The 16,381-nt window shown below is 69.8% G+C and carries 12 protein-coding genes; 5 read left to right on the top strand and 7 right to left on the bottom strand.

The features are described from left to right. On the bottom strand, positions 1 to 588 hold the full coding sequence (locus tag H305_RS0114770) for a TetR/AcrR family transcriptional regulator (RefSeq protein ID WP_028801070.1): 588 nt from the start codon (positions 586 to 588) through the stop codon (positions 1 to 3). A gap of 414 nt (positions 589 to 1,002) precedes the next feature. Here H305_RS0114770 and H305_RS0114765 point away from each other — a divergent pair, with 414 nt between their 5' ends. Then, positions 1,003 to 1,434 (top strand): hypothetical protein, encoded by a 432-nt coding sequence (locus H305_RS0114765; RefSeq protein WP_028801069.1) that lies wholly within the window; start codon positions 1,003 to 1,005, stop codon positions 1,432 to 1,434. Between the two features lie 78 nt (positions 1,435 to 1,512). Here H305_RS0114765 and H305_RS45895 read toward each other — a convergent pair whose 3' ends face one another. Further along, positions 1,513 to 2,262: an ABC transporter ATP-binding protein gene (locus H305_RS45895; protein WP_051370588.1), complete on the bottom strand. Its 750-nt coding sequence runs from the start codon at positions 2,260 to 2,262 to the stop codon at positions 1,513 to 1,515. After that, positions 2,259 to 3,347 carry an ABC transporter permease gene (locus tag H305_RS0114755; protein WP_028801068.1) on the bottom strand — a complete coding sequence of 363 codons (1,089 nt, stop codon included), beginning with the start codon at positions 3,345 to 3,347 and terminating at the stop codon, positions 2,259 to 2,261. Before H305_RS0114755 ends, H305_RS45895 begins: the two co-directional genes overlap by 4 nt. Positions 3,348 to 3,513: 166 nt before the next feature. Here H305_RS0114755 and H305_RS0114750 point away from each other — a divergent pair, with 166 nt between their 5' ends. The 3 genes from H305_RS0114750 (at position 3,514) to H305_RS0114740 (ending at position 5,982) form a co-directional block, all read left to right on the top strand. Further along, on the top strand, positions 3,514 to 4,734 hold the full coding sequence (locus H305_RS0114750) for a sensor histidine kinase (RefSeq protein WP_028801067.1): 1,221 nt from the start codon (positions 3,514 to 3,516) through the stop codon (positions 4,732 to 4,734). Continuing rightward, positions 4,731 to 5,366, top strand: a complete 636-nt coding sequence (locus H305_RS0114745; protein WP_028801066.1) for a response regulator — start codon at positions 4,731 to 4,733, stop codon at positions 5,364 to 5,366. Before H305_RS0114750 ends, H305_RS0114745 begins: the two co-directional genes overlap by 4 nt. A gap of 337 nt (positions 5,367 to 5,703) precedes the next feature. Next, positions 5,704 to 5,982: a hypothetical protein gene (locus H305_RS0114740; RefSeq protein ID WP_028801065.1), complete on the top strand. Its 279-nt coding sequence runs from the start codon at positions 5,704 to 5,706 to the stop codon at positions 5,980 to 5,982. Positions 5,983 to 6,021: 39 nt separating this feature from the next. Here H305_RS0114740 and H305_RS0114735 read toward each other — a convergent pair whose 3' ends face one another. Further along, entirely contained in the window at positions 6,022 to 6,201 is a 180-nt protein-coding gene (locus H305_RS0114735) for a hypothetical protein (protein ID WP_028801064.1), read from the bottom strand. A 177-nt stretch (positions 6,202 to 6,378) separates the two neighbouring features. Between H305_RS0114735 and H305_RS0114730 the strand changes: the two genes are divergently transcribed. Then, positions 6,379 to 6,834 carry a hypothetical protein gene (locus H305_RS0114730; RefSeq protein WP_234020806.1) on the top strand — a complete coding sequence of 152 codons (456 nt, stop codon included), beginning with the start codon at positions 6,379 to 6,381 and terminating at the stop codon, positions 6,832 to 6,834. A gap of 136 nt (positions 6,835 to 6,970) precedes the next feature. On the opposite strand, the gene rph is transcribed toward H305_RS0114730, so the two are convergent. The 3 genes from rph to H305_RS0114715 all read right to left on the bottom strand — a co-directional run bounded on the left by rph (position 6,971) and on the right by H305_RS0114715 (position 16,370). Continuing rightward, positions 6,971 to 9,568, bottom strand: a complete 2,598-nt coding sequence (gene rph, locus H305_RS0114725) for a rifamycin-inactivating phosphotransferase (RefSeq protein ID WP_028801062.1) — start codon at positions 9,566 to 9,568, stop codon at positions 6,971 to 6,973. A 385-nt stretch (positions 9,569 to 9,953) separates the two neighbouring features. Next, the gene (locus tag H305_RS0114720) at positions 9,954 to 14,228 is read right to left on the bottom strand and encodes a discoidin domain-containing protein (RefSeq protein ID WP_028801061.1); all 4,275 of its coding nucleotides are present in this window, start codon (positions 14,226 to 14,228) and stop codon (positions 9,954 to 9,956) included. A 1,251-nt stretch (positions 14,229 to 15,479) separates the two neighbouring features. Next, positions 15,480 to 16,370, bottom strand: coding sequence for an LLM class F420-dependent oxidoreductase (locus tag H305_RS0114715; protein WP_028801060.1), 891 nt, complete (start codon positions 16,368 to 16,370; stop codon positions 15,480 to 15,482). Positions 16,371 to 16,381 lie beyond the last annotated feature (11 nt).

Genomic DNA, 16,381 nt, shown 5'->3' with positions numbered 1-16,381 from the left:
TCACGCCCCCGCCGCCGAAAGCAGCGCGAGGGCCGCCTGCTTGGCGTCCTCCGCGGCCGAACCATCGGGGTCGTGATGGTCGGCGACCACGGTGGCGCCCTCCAGCAGGATCAGCAGCTGGCGTCCCAGGCGGTTCGGATCCCGGGCTCCGGATCGCTGGGCGATGTCCGTCAGCAGCTGGCGGTAGCGCCCCAAGTGGCGGTCGGCGACGGTGCGGGCGGGCGGTACGTGCCGTTGGGTCGCAGCGTTGACGATGGCACAGCCGCGAAAGCCGGGCTGCCGATACCAGCCGCTCAACTCGTCGAAGACTGCCGCCAGTTGGGCGTGCGGGTCGGGTCCCGCCGCCTGTACCGCGTCCGTGAGCCAGCGTACGACACGATCGCTGCGCTCCGCGAGCACCGCCTGGACGAGGCCGTCCTTGGAGCCGAAGTGCCGGTACAGCGTCTCTTTGGAGGCGCCGACCGCACGGCACAGCTCGGTCACGCCGACACCGTCGAGGCCGCGCTCGTAGAGGATCCCGGTCGCGGAGGCGAGGAGCGTCGCGCGGGTTCGTTCCGGATCCAGGGAGCTTCCTTTGGGTACGGGCATGCGCGAGATGGTACCGATCGGTTCGATGATAGTCCAGGGCTCAGCCCGCCACCTCAGCTCCAAGGGGCGGGCGGTTCGTTCACATGACCTCGCCGGGAAACCGGTGCGCACAAAGGCCGGGACCGTACAGACCGGATGGGAGTTGCGGAAAATAAGCGTTCGTTTTATTTTTAGAGGGTGGGCGCTCGGGGACAACCGCCCACGGCCCGCCCAATTGAGCGAAGAGGCGGGCGGCCCCGTCCCTGCGGAAAACTTGGAGCGGTGACCGCAGGGCGGGGCCTCGGGGTGGGCCTTCGAGCTTCGACGCCCTTCACGCATACGCGACGGCGACGATTCCCCCCGGCAATGCGGGGCCCCTATGTCTTTGGTCAAGTTGGTCGGGTGGCTGTTCGGGGCGTCTGGAACGATGTGTCCGTGCATGCTGATGATCAGGTTGGCGGGGGTGTCCCTGCGCAGCTCGCGACGTTCCTGCGGGGTGCGGTCGACGGCCGCCCGGTGAAGATCGCTCCTTCCGTCTGCGAGGGCTGCGGCGGTCGAGTGTTCTTCGTGCTCGTCAATGCGTCCGGTGCGGAACGGGAGTGTTCGCGCTGCGGGAGCCGTGCGTTCATCGCGGATAGCGAGGAGTACTGGAACGAGGAATCCTGGGAGGACGACGAGCCCGGTGCGGCCGGCTGCCCATGCGGGAGCGAGGAGTTCGAGGCTGCGGTCGCCTTCTCGCTCGGCAACGACGCATCAGTCCGCTGGGTGACCGTGGGTTTGCGATGCGCCAAGGACGGGTTTTGCGGGGTCTATGCCGACTGGAAGATCGACTATGGCCCCACGGATCACCTCCTGACCATGGTCTAGGTCTGGGCGGCGGCCCGAACGGGCTGGGGTTCGTCGTCCTCAGCGACCTCATGGCCCGGGTGTGACCACGGTTCGGCCTCAAGTGCCGTCGCCACGGATGTCGTCCACGCGCCCCTCTCCGTCCGCGCCCCCTCGACGGGGCGTGCCGAAGGCCGGTGTCGCGACGCTGAGCCTCCCGTCGCGCACCGCGGCGACGCGGTCGGCGGCGGTGAGGTGGGTGCGGTCGTGGGTGACCAGGACCGTGGCGGTGGCGCGCTCGTGGGTGAGGCGGGTGATCAGGCCGATGACGGCGGCGCCGCGTTCGTGGTCGAGGGCGCTCGTGGGTTCGTCGACCAGGAGGACGGTGGGGTCGTTCATCAGGGCGCGGGCGATGTTGACGCGCTGGCGCTGGCCGCCGGAGAGCCGGTGGGGACGTCGGTGTGCGTGATCGGCGAGCCCGACGGCGTCCAGGAGTTCCACGGCCGGGCCGTACGCCTTCCTCGGTGAGCGGCCGTCGATCTGTGCCATGACCTGGAGTTGTTCGGCGGCAGTGAGCGAGGGCAGCAGGTTGGGCTGCTGGAAGACGATGCCGATCTTGTGGCGGCGCAGCTCGGTCAGCTCACCGCGCCTCATGCCCGTGGTGGGGGTGCCGTCGACGGTGACGGTGCCGGCGTCGGGCATGACGAGGGTGGCGGCGACCGCGAGGAGACTGGACTTGCCCGAGCCGGAAGGGCCGACCACCGCCGTCAGGCTGCCCCTGGGGACGTCCAGGGTGATCCGGTCCAGGGCGGTCAGCCGGGCATCGCCGTCGGGATAGGTGAGGGTGATGTCGGTCAGGTGCAGGCTCATCGGGCACTCCCCAGGGCGGTCAGCGGGTCGACGGAGGTGATGCGGCGGACGGACAGGGCGGCCCCGAGCGCGCCGAGCAGGATCATCACCGCCGCCGGGACGAGGACCGTGGCGGGTTCGAGGACGAAGGGCACCGCGGAACCGGCGACGGCGGCGCCGAGAGCGCCGGCGATGCCCGTACCGAGCAGAGTGCCGCCGGCGAGCAGGACGACTGCCTGGCCGAGGGCGTCCTTCAGCAGGCCGGCCGTGGAGGCACCCAGCGCCTTCAGCACGGCGACGTCGCCGCTGCGCTGGATGGTCCACACGGTGAAGAACGCGCCGATGACCAGGGCGGAGATGGCGAACAGGAAGCCGCGCATCAGTTGCAGGGAGCCGTTCTCCGAGGTGTAGGAGCCGATCGCGGACAGGGAGTCGTCCCGCGAGAGCGTCTTGGTGCCCGCCGCGTGGTCCGCGGCATCGACGTCGGCGTCGGACGTGGTGCTCAGGGCGATCACCGTCGCGGACGGCGCTTCGCCGTCGTCGGTGGGCGGTGCGGTCCTGTGCCAGACGTCGAGAGAGGTCCAGACGACCGGAGTGTGACTGAAGTGGGCATCGCCCCGCACGGAGGCGACCGTCAGTCGCTGCCCGGCGACGGTGACGGTGTCACCGGGCCTCAGGCCGAGGTCGTCCGCGGCCGTCACGGACAGCACCGCGCTGTGGTCGTCGAGCTCGCCGCCCTCCGGTGCGAGCGAGGAACCGGGCCGCACTCCGAAGACGGACACCCCGGCGCTCTTGTCCTCCGCCGCGGCCCGGGTGGTGGCGATGCCCAGCGGTTCGGCGCGGGTGACGCCGGGCGTGGAGGCCCAGTACCGCCACTGCCTCTCGGTGACGGTCGAGTTGGCGTACGACAGGTCCTGCCCGCCGCCGGGCGCGGCGAAGGCGATTCTGTCGGCGGGCAGGGAGGTGATCGCGGAGACGTTCCGCTGCCCCAGCCCGGCGGTCAGCCCGGACAGCAGCCCGACCAGCAGGGTGATCAGTACGATGACGGTCCCCATCAGGGCGAAGCGCCCCTTGGCGAACCTCAGGTCTCTCCAGGCGACGAACACGGACCTGTCCTTTGCGGTGGCGGAAGCGGTACTCCCCCACCGTCGCCGTCGGCGCCCCGCGCAGGCATCTGGCCCAGGACCGCACTTCGCGGATCAAGAGAGGGGCCGCCGGTTGTAACTTTCGGCAGAGGCCCGGTCCGGTCCTTTTCCTTAGCCTGGGAGGACCGTGAACACCACCGCCCCCACCCTGACCCCGACCACCCGGGCTCTGACGTGGTGCCTGCACCTGCTGGTCGTCGCTCTGCTCGCCCTCGCCGCGGGCCGCGCCGTCACCGGGCACCTGCCGCACGCCGGAGCCGTAGTCGCCGTATCGGCGCTCTGCGCGGGGATCTACGCCGCCGGGCCGCTCCTGCCCCGTGTCCGCCGCTCGCGGCGCGCCGCCGCGCTGTGGCTGGCTGCTGTGGGCGCTGTCTGGCTGGTGCTGCTGGCTCTGTCCGCCGACGCGGTCTGGGTCGCATTCCCGCTCTACTTTCTCCAGCTCCACCTGCTGCCCCGCCGCGCCGGCCTCGTCGCCGTGGTGGCCACCGCGGTCGCCGCCATCGCCGGTTTCGCCGCCCACCAAGATGCCTTCAGCCCCGCCATGGCCATCGGCCCCGCTCTGGGTGCCGCCGTGGCCGTCGCCGTGGTGTGGGGCTATCAGGCGCTCTACCACGAGAGCGAGCAGCGCCGCCGGTTGATCCAAGAGCTGACCGCGACCCGCGCCGACCTCGCCGCCGTCCAGCACACCGCCGGCGTACTGGCCGAACGCGAACGCCTGGCCCGCGAGATCCACGACACCCTCGCCCAGGGGCTGACCAGCATCCAGCTGCTGCTGCGCGCCGCCGAGCGCGCCCTCCCCGACCGGCCCGAAGCCGCCGCCCGCCACGTGGACCAGGCCCGCCAGGCGGCCACGGACAATCTCGCCGAGGCTCGCCGCTTCGTCGCCGCCCTCACCCCGCCCGCCCTCGAAGACACCACCGTGGCCGACGCCCTGGCACGCCTGTGCTCCATCGCCAGCGCCCGCCACCCGCTCACCGCCCGCTTCCACCTCACCGGCGACGCCGTACCGCTGCCGACCGGACACGAGGTCGCCCTGCTGCGCATCGCCCAGTCCGCGCTGGCCAACACCATCCGCCACGCGCGGGCCACCGCCGCGGACATCACCCTCGAATACGCCGACGGCCACGTCGCCCTCACCGTCGCCGACGACGGCACGGGCTTCGACGCCGGCCGGCTGCCCGACCGCGACGCCGGCGACGGAGGCTTCGGCCTGACCGCCATGCGCTCACGCGCCCACGACCTCGGCGGCACCCTGACCGTCGTATCCACCCCCGGCCACGGCACCGCTCTGACCGCCCGGCTGCCCCTGCCCGCACCCGACGAGACCGAGCCCGAGGACCGCCCGTGACCGACAGCACCATCCGCCTCCTCCTGGCCGACGACCACCCCGTCGTACGGGCCGGGCTTCGCGCCGTACTGGAGACCGAACCCGGCCTCACCGTGGTGGCCGAGGCCGCCACGGCCGAGGAGGCCGTCGCCCGCGCCGGCGAAGGCGACATCGACGTCGTCCTCATGGACCTGCAGTTCGGCAAGGGCATGGGCGGCGCCGCGGCGACCGCCGCCATCACCGCCCGGCCCGGCGCACCCCGCGTACTGATCGTCACCACCTACGACACGGACGCCGACACTCTGCCCGCCATCGAAGCCGGCGCCACCGGCTACCTCCTCAAGGACGCACCGCCCGAGGAACTGGCCGCCGCCGTCCGCACCGCCGCCACCGGCCGCACCACCCTGTCCCCCACGATCGCCGAGCGGCTCATGAACCGGCTCCGCGCACCCGGCACCGCCCTCACCCCTCGTGAGACCGAAGTCCTCACCCTGGTCGCCCAGGGCCTGTCCAACCAGGCCGTCGGCGGGCGCCTCCACCTCACCGAGGGCACCGTCAAATCCCACCTCGCCCGCGTCTACGCCAAGCTCGACGTCGACTCACGCACCGCCGCCGTGGCCGCTGCCACGAGCCTGGGCCTCATCCGCCGCTGATCGGCGCACTGCTCCGGCGCCGGACCGCCCGTCCGTCATCATCTGCCGCCGGGAACAGCCCGGCGAAGGACCACCGCGAACCGTGACGGATGTCCGGTGCCCGACCGCGGCGTATCGTCCGGAGACGTGGACACGCAAGGCCGGCACCCAGGCGTGCCGCAGGCACAACGAAGGGCCGGTTGCACTGACTTGGAGGCGACGTGTCACAGGCGGACGGCGACGAACTCGGGAGGGGAAACCGCAACTGCTCCGAGTCGAGGACCCATGGCCTCCCAGCGAAGCGGGATTCGGCCTGCAGCTTCGCGTCTGGCGCCTGGACTCCGGACGGCTGGCGGTCATGTTCGCCGACTACACGCCGGCCGACGACCGCCTCGTTCCGCTGGTCGGCCAGATCATGGCCGAGTACCCGGCCGACTCGATCGACTTCTTCTACGAGGAAGTCCTCAATCCGCTCTCCATCGGCTACTTCGCGAGCCTGACGCTCGGCAACGACGGCCGCCTGGCCGAGACCGCGCTGGACGGCCCCGGCGTCACCGCTCTGTACGAGACGCTGGGCCCCACCCTCAGGGAGACGAGCCGCCCGGAGGACGATCGCCCGCTGTGGGGAGGGCCCTGAACGCGGACAGGCTGTCACGACGTGTCGACACGCCTCGGCTCAGGCGGCATTCAGACCGAACTTGACGCGCAGCGCGTTGGCGACGATACGGCCACCATTCAGGGCCACGTTCTGATCGGTGCCGTAGTACGTCCATTGGGTGAGGTAGCCGTTGCTGGTCTTGACGACGACCGTGACGATGTTGACGCCGTCGCCGTCGCGCTGCAGATGGAGGGTCACGCTCTTTTCGGTGGGCCCCAGTTCATACGGCGGCCGGTCGCCGCTCCCATTTCGGGGGTCGATACGCTGATCGCCATGGGGTACGAGGGGACCGGAGAGCCGGTAGAGGTCAGGTGTCCGGGGTGCGGCAGTACCGAAGTCCGGACGGTCGAGCAGGCCCGCGGTGGCAAGGGTGCGATGCGTGACGACCTGTACGGACGTCTGGCACCGGGACCGGACAAGACCGGCGACGGATGCATGCACTTCGTGGAGGGCATGGTGATGACCGGCATCGGGATCGCAGTCGCCTACACGGGTGTTCAGCAGGAGAAGCCGCTGTATGTGATCGGCGGTGTGGCGCTCGCCCTGCTGTGTTTCATCGGGACCTTCGTCGTCGTGCGGGGTGATGGGCGAGAGAAGGCGGCCGCGGAGGCCGGGTCACCGCGTGCGGAGCTCGTGTGGCAGCCAGCGCACTACTGCTACGGCTGCACCTCGGTGTTCTGCCCGGGTGGCGTCCCATGGCAGGGAACACTCACCCCGGAACAGTTCAAGAAGCTGGTGTGGACCGAGGCCGGGTACGCCGATCAGCTCCCGGCAGGGGACAAGGCGCGGGACGTGGAGGTCCCGTCGCAGGTCCGGCCGGGGACGTCGTAGGGCTTAGGTCGGCGGGCGAGCTCGTCCCCCTGCAGTCGGAGAGGGCTCGCCGATGCCGGTGAGGTGGTCGGGTGGTCGTCAACTGCTCGGCGTTGTCCGACCGGCAGCTACGGATGGGGCTTCTCGGTGTGGTCGGTCAAGGCAGGATCTCGATGTACCCGTCGGTTCCGTGCACGCGGATCCGCTGCCCGTCCCGGATCAGCCGGGTGGCCTGCTCCACGCCCACTACGGCCGGCAGGCCGTACTCCCGGGCGATCACCGCGCCATGGGTCATCAGGCCGCCCACCTCCGTGACCAGGCCCGCGATGGAGACGAACAGCGGCGACCAGCTGGGGTCCGTGAAGGGCGTGACCAGGATGTCGCCCGCTTCGAGGTCGGCGTCCGCCATGTCAAGGATGACGCGGGCCCGTCCCTCGATGGTCCCGGCGGAAACCGGCAGGCCGATCAGGGCGCCGGCCGGCGCGTCGTCGCGCCGGTACGCACCGGTCACGGCCTCGCCATCCGAGGTGAGCACCCGGGGCGGTGTGAGCGCGTGGTACGAGCGGAAGGCGTCCTTGCGCTGCTGGATGAGCCGGTCGTCCACCTGCTTCGAGCGCACGACGTCGTGGAACTCCTGGAACGTGAGGTAGAAGACGTCCTCCTTCTCGCGAAGCACATCGGCCTGCACGAGGCGCTCGGCCTCTTCCAACAGAGCCTGCTTGTAGAGGAAGTAGCGGCTGACGATGCCGTACTTCGGGTACTCCCGGTACCCGATGAAGGCGCGGACCTGGTCGGTCATCCGCTTGGTCTCGTCGGCTTTCCGGTCCCCGTCCGGCAGGGCCCGCAAGCGCGCCAGCACGTCCTGTTCCTTCTTCTGCGCCTTCTGCCGCCCTTGCTCGAAGCGCCGCTCGGCGGCACCGGCCTCGAAGTTCCTGACGTTGTCGAGGATCACGGGCACGAGCGTGGTGGGGGACTCGCGCCACCGTGGCCTCGTGATGTCGATCTCGCCGACGCAGCGCATGCCGTACCGGTCGAGGTAGGTCTCGATGGCGTCGCGCGCTTGGGTCCCGCCCGCGAGCTTCGCCAGTTCGTCCAGGAAGCCCTCGTCCTCGACATCCTGCAGGAACGCCACCACTTCCGCATGCGGGCGGATCACGTCGGCGACGTCGAGCAGCTCCAGTCCCATCTCCGACGTGATGTTGTCCGGGGCGGACAGCGTCAGCGTGTCGGCCGCGTTCTTCTCGCCCAGCCACTCCCACAGCTTGTCGTTGAGCCACCAGGTGGCTTCCATCCCCGCCATGATCGCCCGCATGTTCAGCGGATCGCCGAGGACGCGCTTGTGCTCCTCGAAGGCCTCCAGAAGGAAGTCGAACAGCGCCGGTCCGCTCTTCGTCCGGATATCTCGCTCCAGGGCTGCGATGGACGCCCGGCTGCGCTCGATCAGTTCGGTGACGATGGCCGGATCGGCCTCGACCGGAGAGGACGCACTGCCCGGCGGCGGCCCGCCGGGACCCGCGTCCGGGAGTGACGGGACGAAATCGTCGTGGCCGAGGACGGTCTCCAGAGCGTCCCTGACCAGCGGATCGCCCCTCCCCATGACGTCCAGAAGGGCGGCGCGGCTCGCGGGCGAGGCCAGGCGCCGGGCGACGTCGACGAACAGTCTCCCGCCGGCCTCGTGCATCGGCACCATGGCCGTCAGCTTCCACATGGAGAGCCCCAGGGGCTTCATGGGGTCGGTCATCATCTGCTGATGGCCGACGGAGACGTAGACGTGATTCTCCTGGTCATTGCTCTCGGGGATGGGGAACAGCGTCGTGATCGGCCGGCTCTGAACGATCCGGAAACCGCCGTCGACCAGGCACCATTCGATGTCCTGCGGGCTGCCGAAGTGTGCTTCGATCCGCCGCCCCAGCTGCACGAGGTCCACGGCCTGCGCGTCGGTCAGCGCCGGCTGCTCCTGCCGCTGGCGGTCGATCACCACTTCCTGCGTGCCGCCGGCCGGCAGGGCGTGAACGGCACGCTGTTTGGCGGCGATCGTCCTGGCGACGACTTCGCCGTCTCGCACCTTGAACACGTCCGGGTTCACCAGGCCGGAGACCAGGGCCTCACCGAGACCGAATCCGGCGTCCACCGTGGCGACCTTCCGATGGCCCGTGACGGGGTCGGCCGTGAACAGGATGCCGGACGCGTCCGGGAAGACCATCTGCTGCACGACCACGGCCATGTGGACCGTACGGTCGTCGATGCCGTTCCGCCGGCGGTAGGTCACGGCCCGCTCGGTGAACAGCGAGGCCCAGCACCGGCTGACGTGCTGAAGGATCTCCGTCGGCCCCACGACGTTCAGATACGTGTCCTGCTGGCCGGCGAAGGAGGCCGTCGGCAGGTCCTCGGCCGTCGCGCTGGACCGGACGGCGTACGCGGCCCGCTCGCCGAGCCGGGCGAGCGCGCGGGTGATCGCCGCCGCGAGATCTCCCGGGACGACAGTCTCTTCGATGCTCCGGCGGATCTCCGCACTGAGCGTGCGGATCGCCTCCCGGTCGTCCGGGTTCGCGCGCGAGAGCCGATCGAGCCGCTCGTCGATCGACGGCGCCTCCGCCATGATCCGCCGGAAGGCGTCCGTCGTCACGCAGAAGCCACCCGGCACGCGGATGCCCTCGATCCGCGACAGTCCTCCCAGGTGCGCGCCCTTGCCGCCGACCACCGAGACCTGCGTCTCGTCGACCTCTCGCAGATCCAGTACGTACTGCTCGGTCATTGCGATTCCTCCGAGGCAGCCGTGCTCCGTCGCACCATGGTGGCCGATCGATTCACCGGCGCCTCCAGATCTGTCGTTCTTCTTGTCGGGAACTGGCTCGACGTCACCGTGTCCCTGTACGTCGACAGCACCACGCGCATGTCGTGTCCTCGTCTGCGCAGGTGTTCGCGCAGGTTGTGGCACCGGCCGACGATTCTGCGCCATGACCCGGGCCTTGCCGCAAGCCCCCCGGTGCGCTATAAGTTGAGAGTGGCAAGGAGAGAGTTCTCCTTGCCTTTGTCTTTTTCCGCCCGCTGAGCCGTCCAGGTACGCCGGGGGCGGACACGACGGGTACGGAGCCGCCCTCCACGAAGGCGACCCCGTACGGTTCGGTTCCGTTCAGGACCTACTCGATGTTGATCTTGAATGTGCTGGTCGTGTTGCGGACGTCCTGGGCGTTGCCGCTCATCCGCAGGTTGCGGAAGGTGGCTTCGCCGACCGCGGGGCCCTGGCCGGGTTCCGGCAGCTCGTTGGCCCAGATGCCGAATCCGGACTTGGCGTCGAACGCGTCTCCGCTCTTCTTGGAGTCGGTGATGGAGATGTCGGTGAAGATGGTGTCCTTGACCGGGAACTGCGGCTGGCCGCCGACGTAGTTGGTCTGGAACATCACGCCTCCGTAGGTGGAGTCGTCGATGTCGACGTCGTTGACCCGGATGCCCTGGAAGACCTTCGAGGCGGAGAACGCCCAGATGGCGGGGAAGACCTGGGAGCCCCAGAAATGGCCGCCCGTTCTCTCCAGGGAGACGTTCTCGATCGTCGTGGGTTCGGTCCCGAAGCCGTTCATCGGGTAGCCGAAGTCCAGCGAGGAGATCGTGATGCCGGAGTACACCAGGGTGTCGGCGACGCGGATGTTGCGGAAGGTGTTGTTGTAGCCGCCGTAGACGGCGATGCCGGCCGCCCGCCAGGTGAGTGTGGACGTCAGGTTCTCGTAGAGGTTGTTCTTCTCGTCGGCGCCGCCCGCGTCGATCGCCGAGAAGAGGGCGAAGCTGTCGTCGCCCGTGGCCCTGGCGTCGTTGTTGACCACGTGGTTGTCCGTGGAGCCGTTCGTCATGTTGATGCCGTCGGCGAACGTGTCACGGATGCGGGAGTTCTTGATGGTCATGTCGTCGGTGTTGGCGCCCCAGTAGAGGCACACCATGTGCTCGACCCAGACGTCGTCGATGGTGATGTCGGAGACGTTGGAGAAGTCGAACACCTTGCCCGGGCCGTCGATCCGGGACGTGTAGTTGCCGAAGTAGGCGAAGCCGGCGAACGTCGAGCCCTTTGCGGCGGCCTCGGCCCGGAAGCCGACATCGGTGTTCTCCTGTGAGGCGGGGGCGTGGAAGCGGGTGAACCACGGCCCGGCGCCGACGACCTTGACGGCCTTGCCGTAGACCTGGAACTTGCTGGATGTCTCGTAGTCACCGGCGGGCAGGTAGACGCCGACGAGCTTGCCCGTCGTGTCCATACGGACCTTGTCGAGCGCGTTCTGCACGTCCTGGTGGGCGAATCCGGTCGGGACGGCGTAGGCGGCCGGGTCCGGGTTGGGGTTCGCCGTCGCCTGCTCGGTGTTGATGAAGTCGATGGCGTAGCTGGAGGTGTTGGCCGCGTCCTTCTGGAGCCGGATCGTGGAGCCGGCCGGAACGGTCCTGCCGAGCAGCAGATTCGCCTCGTCGTAGATGTGGCGCGGGGCCCCGGTGCCGGGCGAGTTGCCGGGCGAGGTCTCGTTGCCGTAGAGCCAGGCGTACTTCGAGGTGAGGTCGATCGCCTTGAGGAACTGGCCGTCGACGTAGACGTCCAGCGTCGTGTTCGTGCCGTCCGGGATCGAGAAGCGGGTGACCAGGGTGTTGGCCGCCGCCCGAGTGGTCCACTCGACGTACTGGCCGTTCCCGGTGAGGGTCACCGCCTCGCGGCCGCTCGCCTCGCCCGCGATGTCGCCGATGGTCCGGTTCGGGCCGACGACCTTGGCGCCGCCTCCGACCGTGCCGTCCTCGGCCTCGTACATGTCGTACGGCATGTCCGCGCCGCGGCCGACGAACAGGGGCTGCGTGGTGGTGTTGTTGGCCCGCTTGACCGGCAGTTCGTTGGCGTCGTCGGCGATGACCGTCTTCACGGTGTACTTGCCGTTGGCGGCCGTCCACGATCCGAGGGTGACCGGTGCGGTCGTCTGCCCCGCCGCGATGGCGCCGTTGTAGGAGCCGCTGAGCGCCTTGACGGTGGCGCCCTTCGAGTCCTGGATCGTCAGCGTGACGCCGTGGGCGCCGGCGGCGGAGGCCACCGACCCCTGGTTCTTGATCGCGACGGTGAACTTGACCTCGTCGCCGGACGAGGCGCTGGAGGGGGTCCAGGACACCGGTGCGGCGAGCAGGTCGGAGCTGGAGACCGGCTTGACGACGAGGGCGTCGGAGCGGGTGAAGGTGTCGTTCGCCTCGTTCCGCTCGATGACCTTGTTCGAGGGGTCCACCTCGGCGCCGACCGGGTAGCTGCCCGCGTCCCGGGTGCCGATGCTCGCGGTGACGGTGTTCGACTCACCGGCGGCGAGGGCCGGGACGTCGGCCGTGGCGGCCTTGGTGCCGCCGAGGGTGAAGTCGAGGTCGGTCGCCTTGGCCGCCTTGCTGCCGCTGTTGGTGACGGTCGCCGTGAGGCTGATGGCGTCCGACTCGACAGGGGCCGCGGGCGTGTTCGTGATGCCGGTGACCTGGAGATCCGGGTTGGCGGCCGGGGTGCCCATCACCTGGAACTCCGCGACCTGCGCGCCGGGGGCGCCGGAGTTGGCGGTGAACTTGAGCTGGATGTCGGCGGCGGAGCCGGAGACCGGGATGGTCACGGTGTTGCCGCTGGACGGGTTGAACGTGTAGTCCTTCGCCGCGACGAGGCTGGTGAAGGCCGTCGCGTCCTGGTCGCGGCCGAGCACCTGGATGTTCTGCGTGCGCGTCGACCAGGCGGCGTCCGGGTTGAGCTCCACGACGACCTGGCCGAGGTCGGCGTTGGCCCCCAGCCTGGTGGTGAGGGTGGCCGGGTAGGCACCGCCCGCACTCTCCCAGTAGGTGCTGGTCCGGCCGTCGTTGGCGTTGGTGGCGACGTACGTGAAGGTGTAGGAGGACGCCTCGATGGGTTTGCCCTCGGCGAGGTTGGAGCCGGAACCGGTCGAGCCGGTCCGGGTGACGCTGTTGCTCGCCGCCGACACGTTCCCGGCGGCGTCCTTCGCCTTCACGTAGTAGGTGACCGTGGCTGTCGCCGACGGTGTGTCGGTGTAGGTCGTGAGGTCGCCCGCCACGGACTTGAGGAGCTGGTCGCCCGCGTAGACGTCGTAGCCGGAGACCTTGACGTTGTCGCTCGACGCCTGCCAGGTGAGCTTCACGTCGCTGCCGGACTGTGTGTAGACGAGGTTGCCGGGCGCCGTGGGGGCCTGGGTGTCGCCGCCCGATCCCTTGCGGGTGACGCTGTCGCTGTTGGAGGAGACGTTGCCCGCGGCGTCCTTGGCCCGCACGTAGTACGTGATGTCGCTGCCGGCGGGCTGGGTGTCGGTGTACGTCAGGACGCTCCCTGCGACGCTCGCCCGCAGCTGGCCGTTGGCGTAGATGTCGTAGCCGGTGACGCCCGTGTCGTCGGTGGCAGCGCTCCAGGCGAGCTTGATCTGCCCGGTGGCCGGTTCCGTGTAGCTCAGGTTCGACGGCGCTGTGGGCGCCTGGGTGTCACCGGTCGCCGGTCCGTAGACCTCGAGCTCGGACAACTGCCCGGCGGGCCAGCCCGTGTTGGCGGTGAAGAGCGCGCGCACGTACCGGGTCGTGGTGGTGTCGAAGCTGATGGTCGCCGACTGGTCGTTGCCGCTGTCGAAGGCGTAGGCCTTCGAGGCCGTCAGGTCGGTGAAGTTCTGGTTGTCGGTGGAGCCCTGGACCTTGAGGGTCTGACTGCGGCTCGGCCATCCGCCGGGCAGCCGCAGCGCCACCTCGTTGACCTTCACCGAGGATCCGAGGTCGACCTGGAGCCACTGAGGGAAGGCGTTGTTCTTGCTCTCCCAGTAGGTCGCCCGGTTGCCGTCACCGGCGTTGGCCGCGCCGTAGACATCGGCGTGGCCGCTCTCGCTGAACGGCTTGCCCAGGGCGAGGTTGGGGGTCGAGGCGGCGGATGTGAGGACCTGCATCTCGGCGAGCTGGGCGGTGGGGGCGACCGAGTTGCTGGTGAAGTCGGCCCGCACGTACCGGGCGAGGGTCGCGGGGAAGGACACCTTCACCGTGTTGCCGTTGCCGGGGCTGAAGACGTACTGCGCCGACGACTTGAGCGTGGCGAAGCTCTTTCCGTCGGCGCTGCCCTGGAGAGCGAGCGTCTGCCTGCGGGACTTCCAGTGCTCGGGCAGACGCAGCACGACCTGGCGGACGCGTTTGGTCCGTCCGAGGTCGGTCTGCACCCACTGGGCCGACTTCTTTCCGGCCTGCCAGTAGGTGTCGGCGTCGCCGTCGGTGATGCTGGCGGCCGCGTGAGCGCCGAGGGCGCTGCCGGCCTTGGTGGCGGCGTCCGCTGCGGCGTCGGGACCACCGGCCGCGTGCGCGCCGACGGCGGGCAGGCCCAGAACCATGACGGCGGAGGCGAGCGCGGCGGCTGCTGCGCGTGGTCTCCAGGATCTCGGCTTGTGTCGATTCATGTGGGGTTACTCCCTGAGGAGGTTCGCGCGCCGAGGGGGGCGGCGAGGGCGGCTCGTTCCTGGGCGGAGCGGTGGCGCGGTACGACAGGACGGCAGGAGCCGGCCGGACGGAGAGGCACGGTCTTCATCCGTGCGCAGCTTCTTGCGTTGTTTCATCGCAATATTGCAGAGGTCTATAAGTCCGTCTACGGCTCGGGCGGCACAAGTTTCACCGGCCGCACCCTCGCCTCAAGGGCGGAGGCCGCGCGTCCGCGACGTCCTCGCCGCTGAACAGCCCGATGAGCAGGCGCCGGAGAGAGGTGAGTCCGGGCCACCACGGGTGCGTCAAGTCCCGTCCTGATTCAGTCTTTCTGCGCGTGGAACACCTCCAGCGCATTCCGGGCGGCGGCTCCGTACGGGCTCGCGTCCTCCCTCGCACGACTCCGCGCGCGTGCGAATCCGGGCTCGGCCCACGTAACGCAAGTAAACGCAAGTTACGCAACTTCTTGCGTGATTCTGTTCGTCTGATGACATGGGCTTACGCAGTGTCCAGCTCTGCCGGACGGCGCCCCGGTGCCGTGACGGCACAGGTTCGCTGGTGGTGGGCGACTGGAGCGGTTCGACGGGCGATGACGTCCGGTGGGCAGTCATGAGAAGGCGCCGCACCCCCACCTGTGTCACAGCGGTCCCAGCGGCCCGCCGCCGCGACGACTCGCGGTCGAGCGCCGAACGCGCCCGTGTCCGCGGCGAGAAGGGCTTCCGCCGATGCGGACGCCGACCGCCCGATCACAGCCCGACGCGCTCCCTCGCACGAGAGCGGCTCAGCGACGCCGTCGCCCCGGGAAGAGCGCGGTGAGCGTCGCGCACACGATCGCGCCGAACAGCAACCCGCCCTCTAGGCCGAACCGTCCACAAAGTGATGCCTCGTCCTTTCGTGGACGAACCAGCTGAGGCCGCCGCCCACGGGGAAGAGCAGGAAGCCTCGCAGCGCCGGCCGCCATCGTGCTTGCCGGCATCCGCCAGGGCCGCGATCTCGCGCAGGATCTCGCCATGACGGGCGCGCCCGTTCCCCGTGAGCATGGGCAGGAGTGTGAACACACCCGAGTACGTCGCGCCCTTGAACGACAACGGCGCCAGGGCGTGAGTGCCCCAGCCGAGGCACTGATCACATGGCCGGTTTAGGGGCGTACCGCTTCGAAGGTGGCGTCCAGCACATGACCCCCGACGGTGTCGAAGACGATGTCGAACCTCGTTTCGTACTGCGGCTCGGAACTAGCTCAATTCCAGGGTGGCCGCGAGCCTGCGCCATGCCTCGCGGGGAAGGCCGTCCCCAGGGCTTCCGTCCACCATCTGGAGGGCAACGTGGTCCGCGCCCGCCTCCAGGAAGGCGTTGACCTGGTCACGGATCCGGGCCTCGTCACCCCACGCGTACAGAGCGTCCACCAGGCGGTCGCTTCCCCCGGAGGCCAGGTCCTCCTCGGTGAAGCCGAGGCGCAGGAAGCTGTTCGTGTAGTTGGGCAGGGTGAGGTACAGGGCGAGATGCGCGCGGGCCAGGGTGCGGGCGCGGGTCGGGTCGGTCTCCGGGACCACCGCGAACTCCGGTGCGAGCAGCGGGGCTTCGCCCAGGATCTCGCGCGCCTGGGCGGTGTGCTCGGGGGTGACCAGGTAGGGGATCGCACCCGCCGCCCGGTCGGCGGACAGGGTGAGCGTCTTCGGCCCGAGCGCGGCCAGGACCCGACGGTCCGCGGGCACCCCGAGGGCGTCCAGCGCGTCCAGATAGCCGACGAGCGACGAGTACGGGCGGCGGTACTGGTCCGCGAGCTTGGCGTGGCTCACTCCGAGGCCCAGCAGGAAGCGGCCGGGGTGAGCCGCCTCGACCTCGGCGAAACCGGCGGCGCTCTCGTCCGTGTCGTACTGCCAGATGCTCTGGATGCTGGTGCCGACGGTCAGGCGCGACGTCGCTTCGAGCAGGGGTGCGGCGTGCCGGGCGTGGCTGCTGCCACCCAACCAGACCGCTCCGTAACCGAGCTGCTCGATCTCGACGGCCGCCTCGGCGATGTCGGCGCGCCGGGCCGGGTCCTCCGAGCGGAGGCCGACGCTCCAGAGGCCGTACCGGCCGACCGCGGCCTTGGCGTCGTACGGGGTGTCCGTCGTGTCGCTCATACGTTCCGATC

The sequence above is a fragment of the Streptomyces sp. 142MFCol3.1 genome (genome assembly GCF_000424945.1).
In the GTDB taxonomy this organism is placed as follows: Bacteria; Actinomycetota; Actinomycetes; order Streptomycetales; family Streptomycetaceae; genus Streptomyces; species Streptomyces siamensis.
The sequence above is the reverse complement of the archived record's forward strand: the minus strand, read 5'-3'. Positions and strand labels throughout refer to the sequence as shown.

Coding starts and splice junctions, on each gene's coding strand:
- H305_RS0114715 (WP_028801060.1), bottom strand. CDS start 16,370: ATGAGCGACACGACGGACACCCCGTACGACGCCAAGGCCGCGGTCGGC.
- H305_RS0114740 (WP_028801065.1), top strand. CDS start 5,704: ATGTTCGCCGACTACACGCCGGCCGACGACCGCCTCGTTCCGCTGGTC.
- H305_RS45895 (WP_051370588.1), bottom strand. CDS start 2,262: ATGAGCCTGCACCTGACCGACATCACCCTCACCTATCCCGACGGCGAT.
- H305_RS0114730 (WP_234020806.1), top strand. CDS start 6,379: ATGCGTGACGACCTGTACGGACGTCTGGCACCGGGACCGGACAAGACC.
- H305_RS0114770 (WP_028801070.1), bottom strand. CDS start 588: ATGCCCGTACCCAAAGGAAGCTCCCTGGATCCGGAACGAACCCGCGCG.
- H305_RS0114720 (WP_028801061.1), bottom strand. CDS start 14,228: ATGAATCGACACAAGCCGAGATCCTGGAGACCACGCGCAGCAGCCGCC.
- rph (WP_028801062.1), bottom strand. CDS start 9,568: ATGACCGAGCAGTACGTACTGGATCTGCGAGAGGTCGACGAGACGCAG.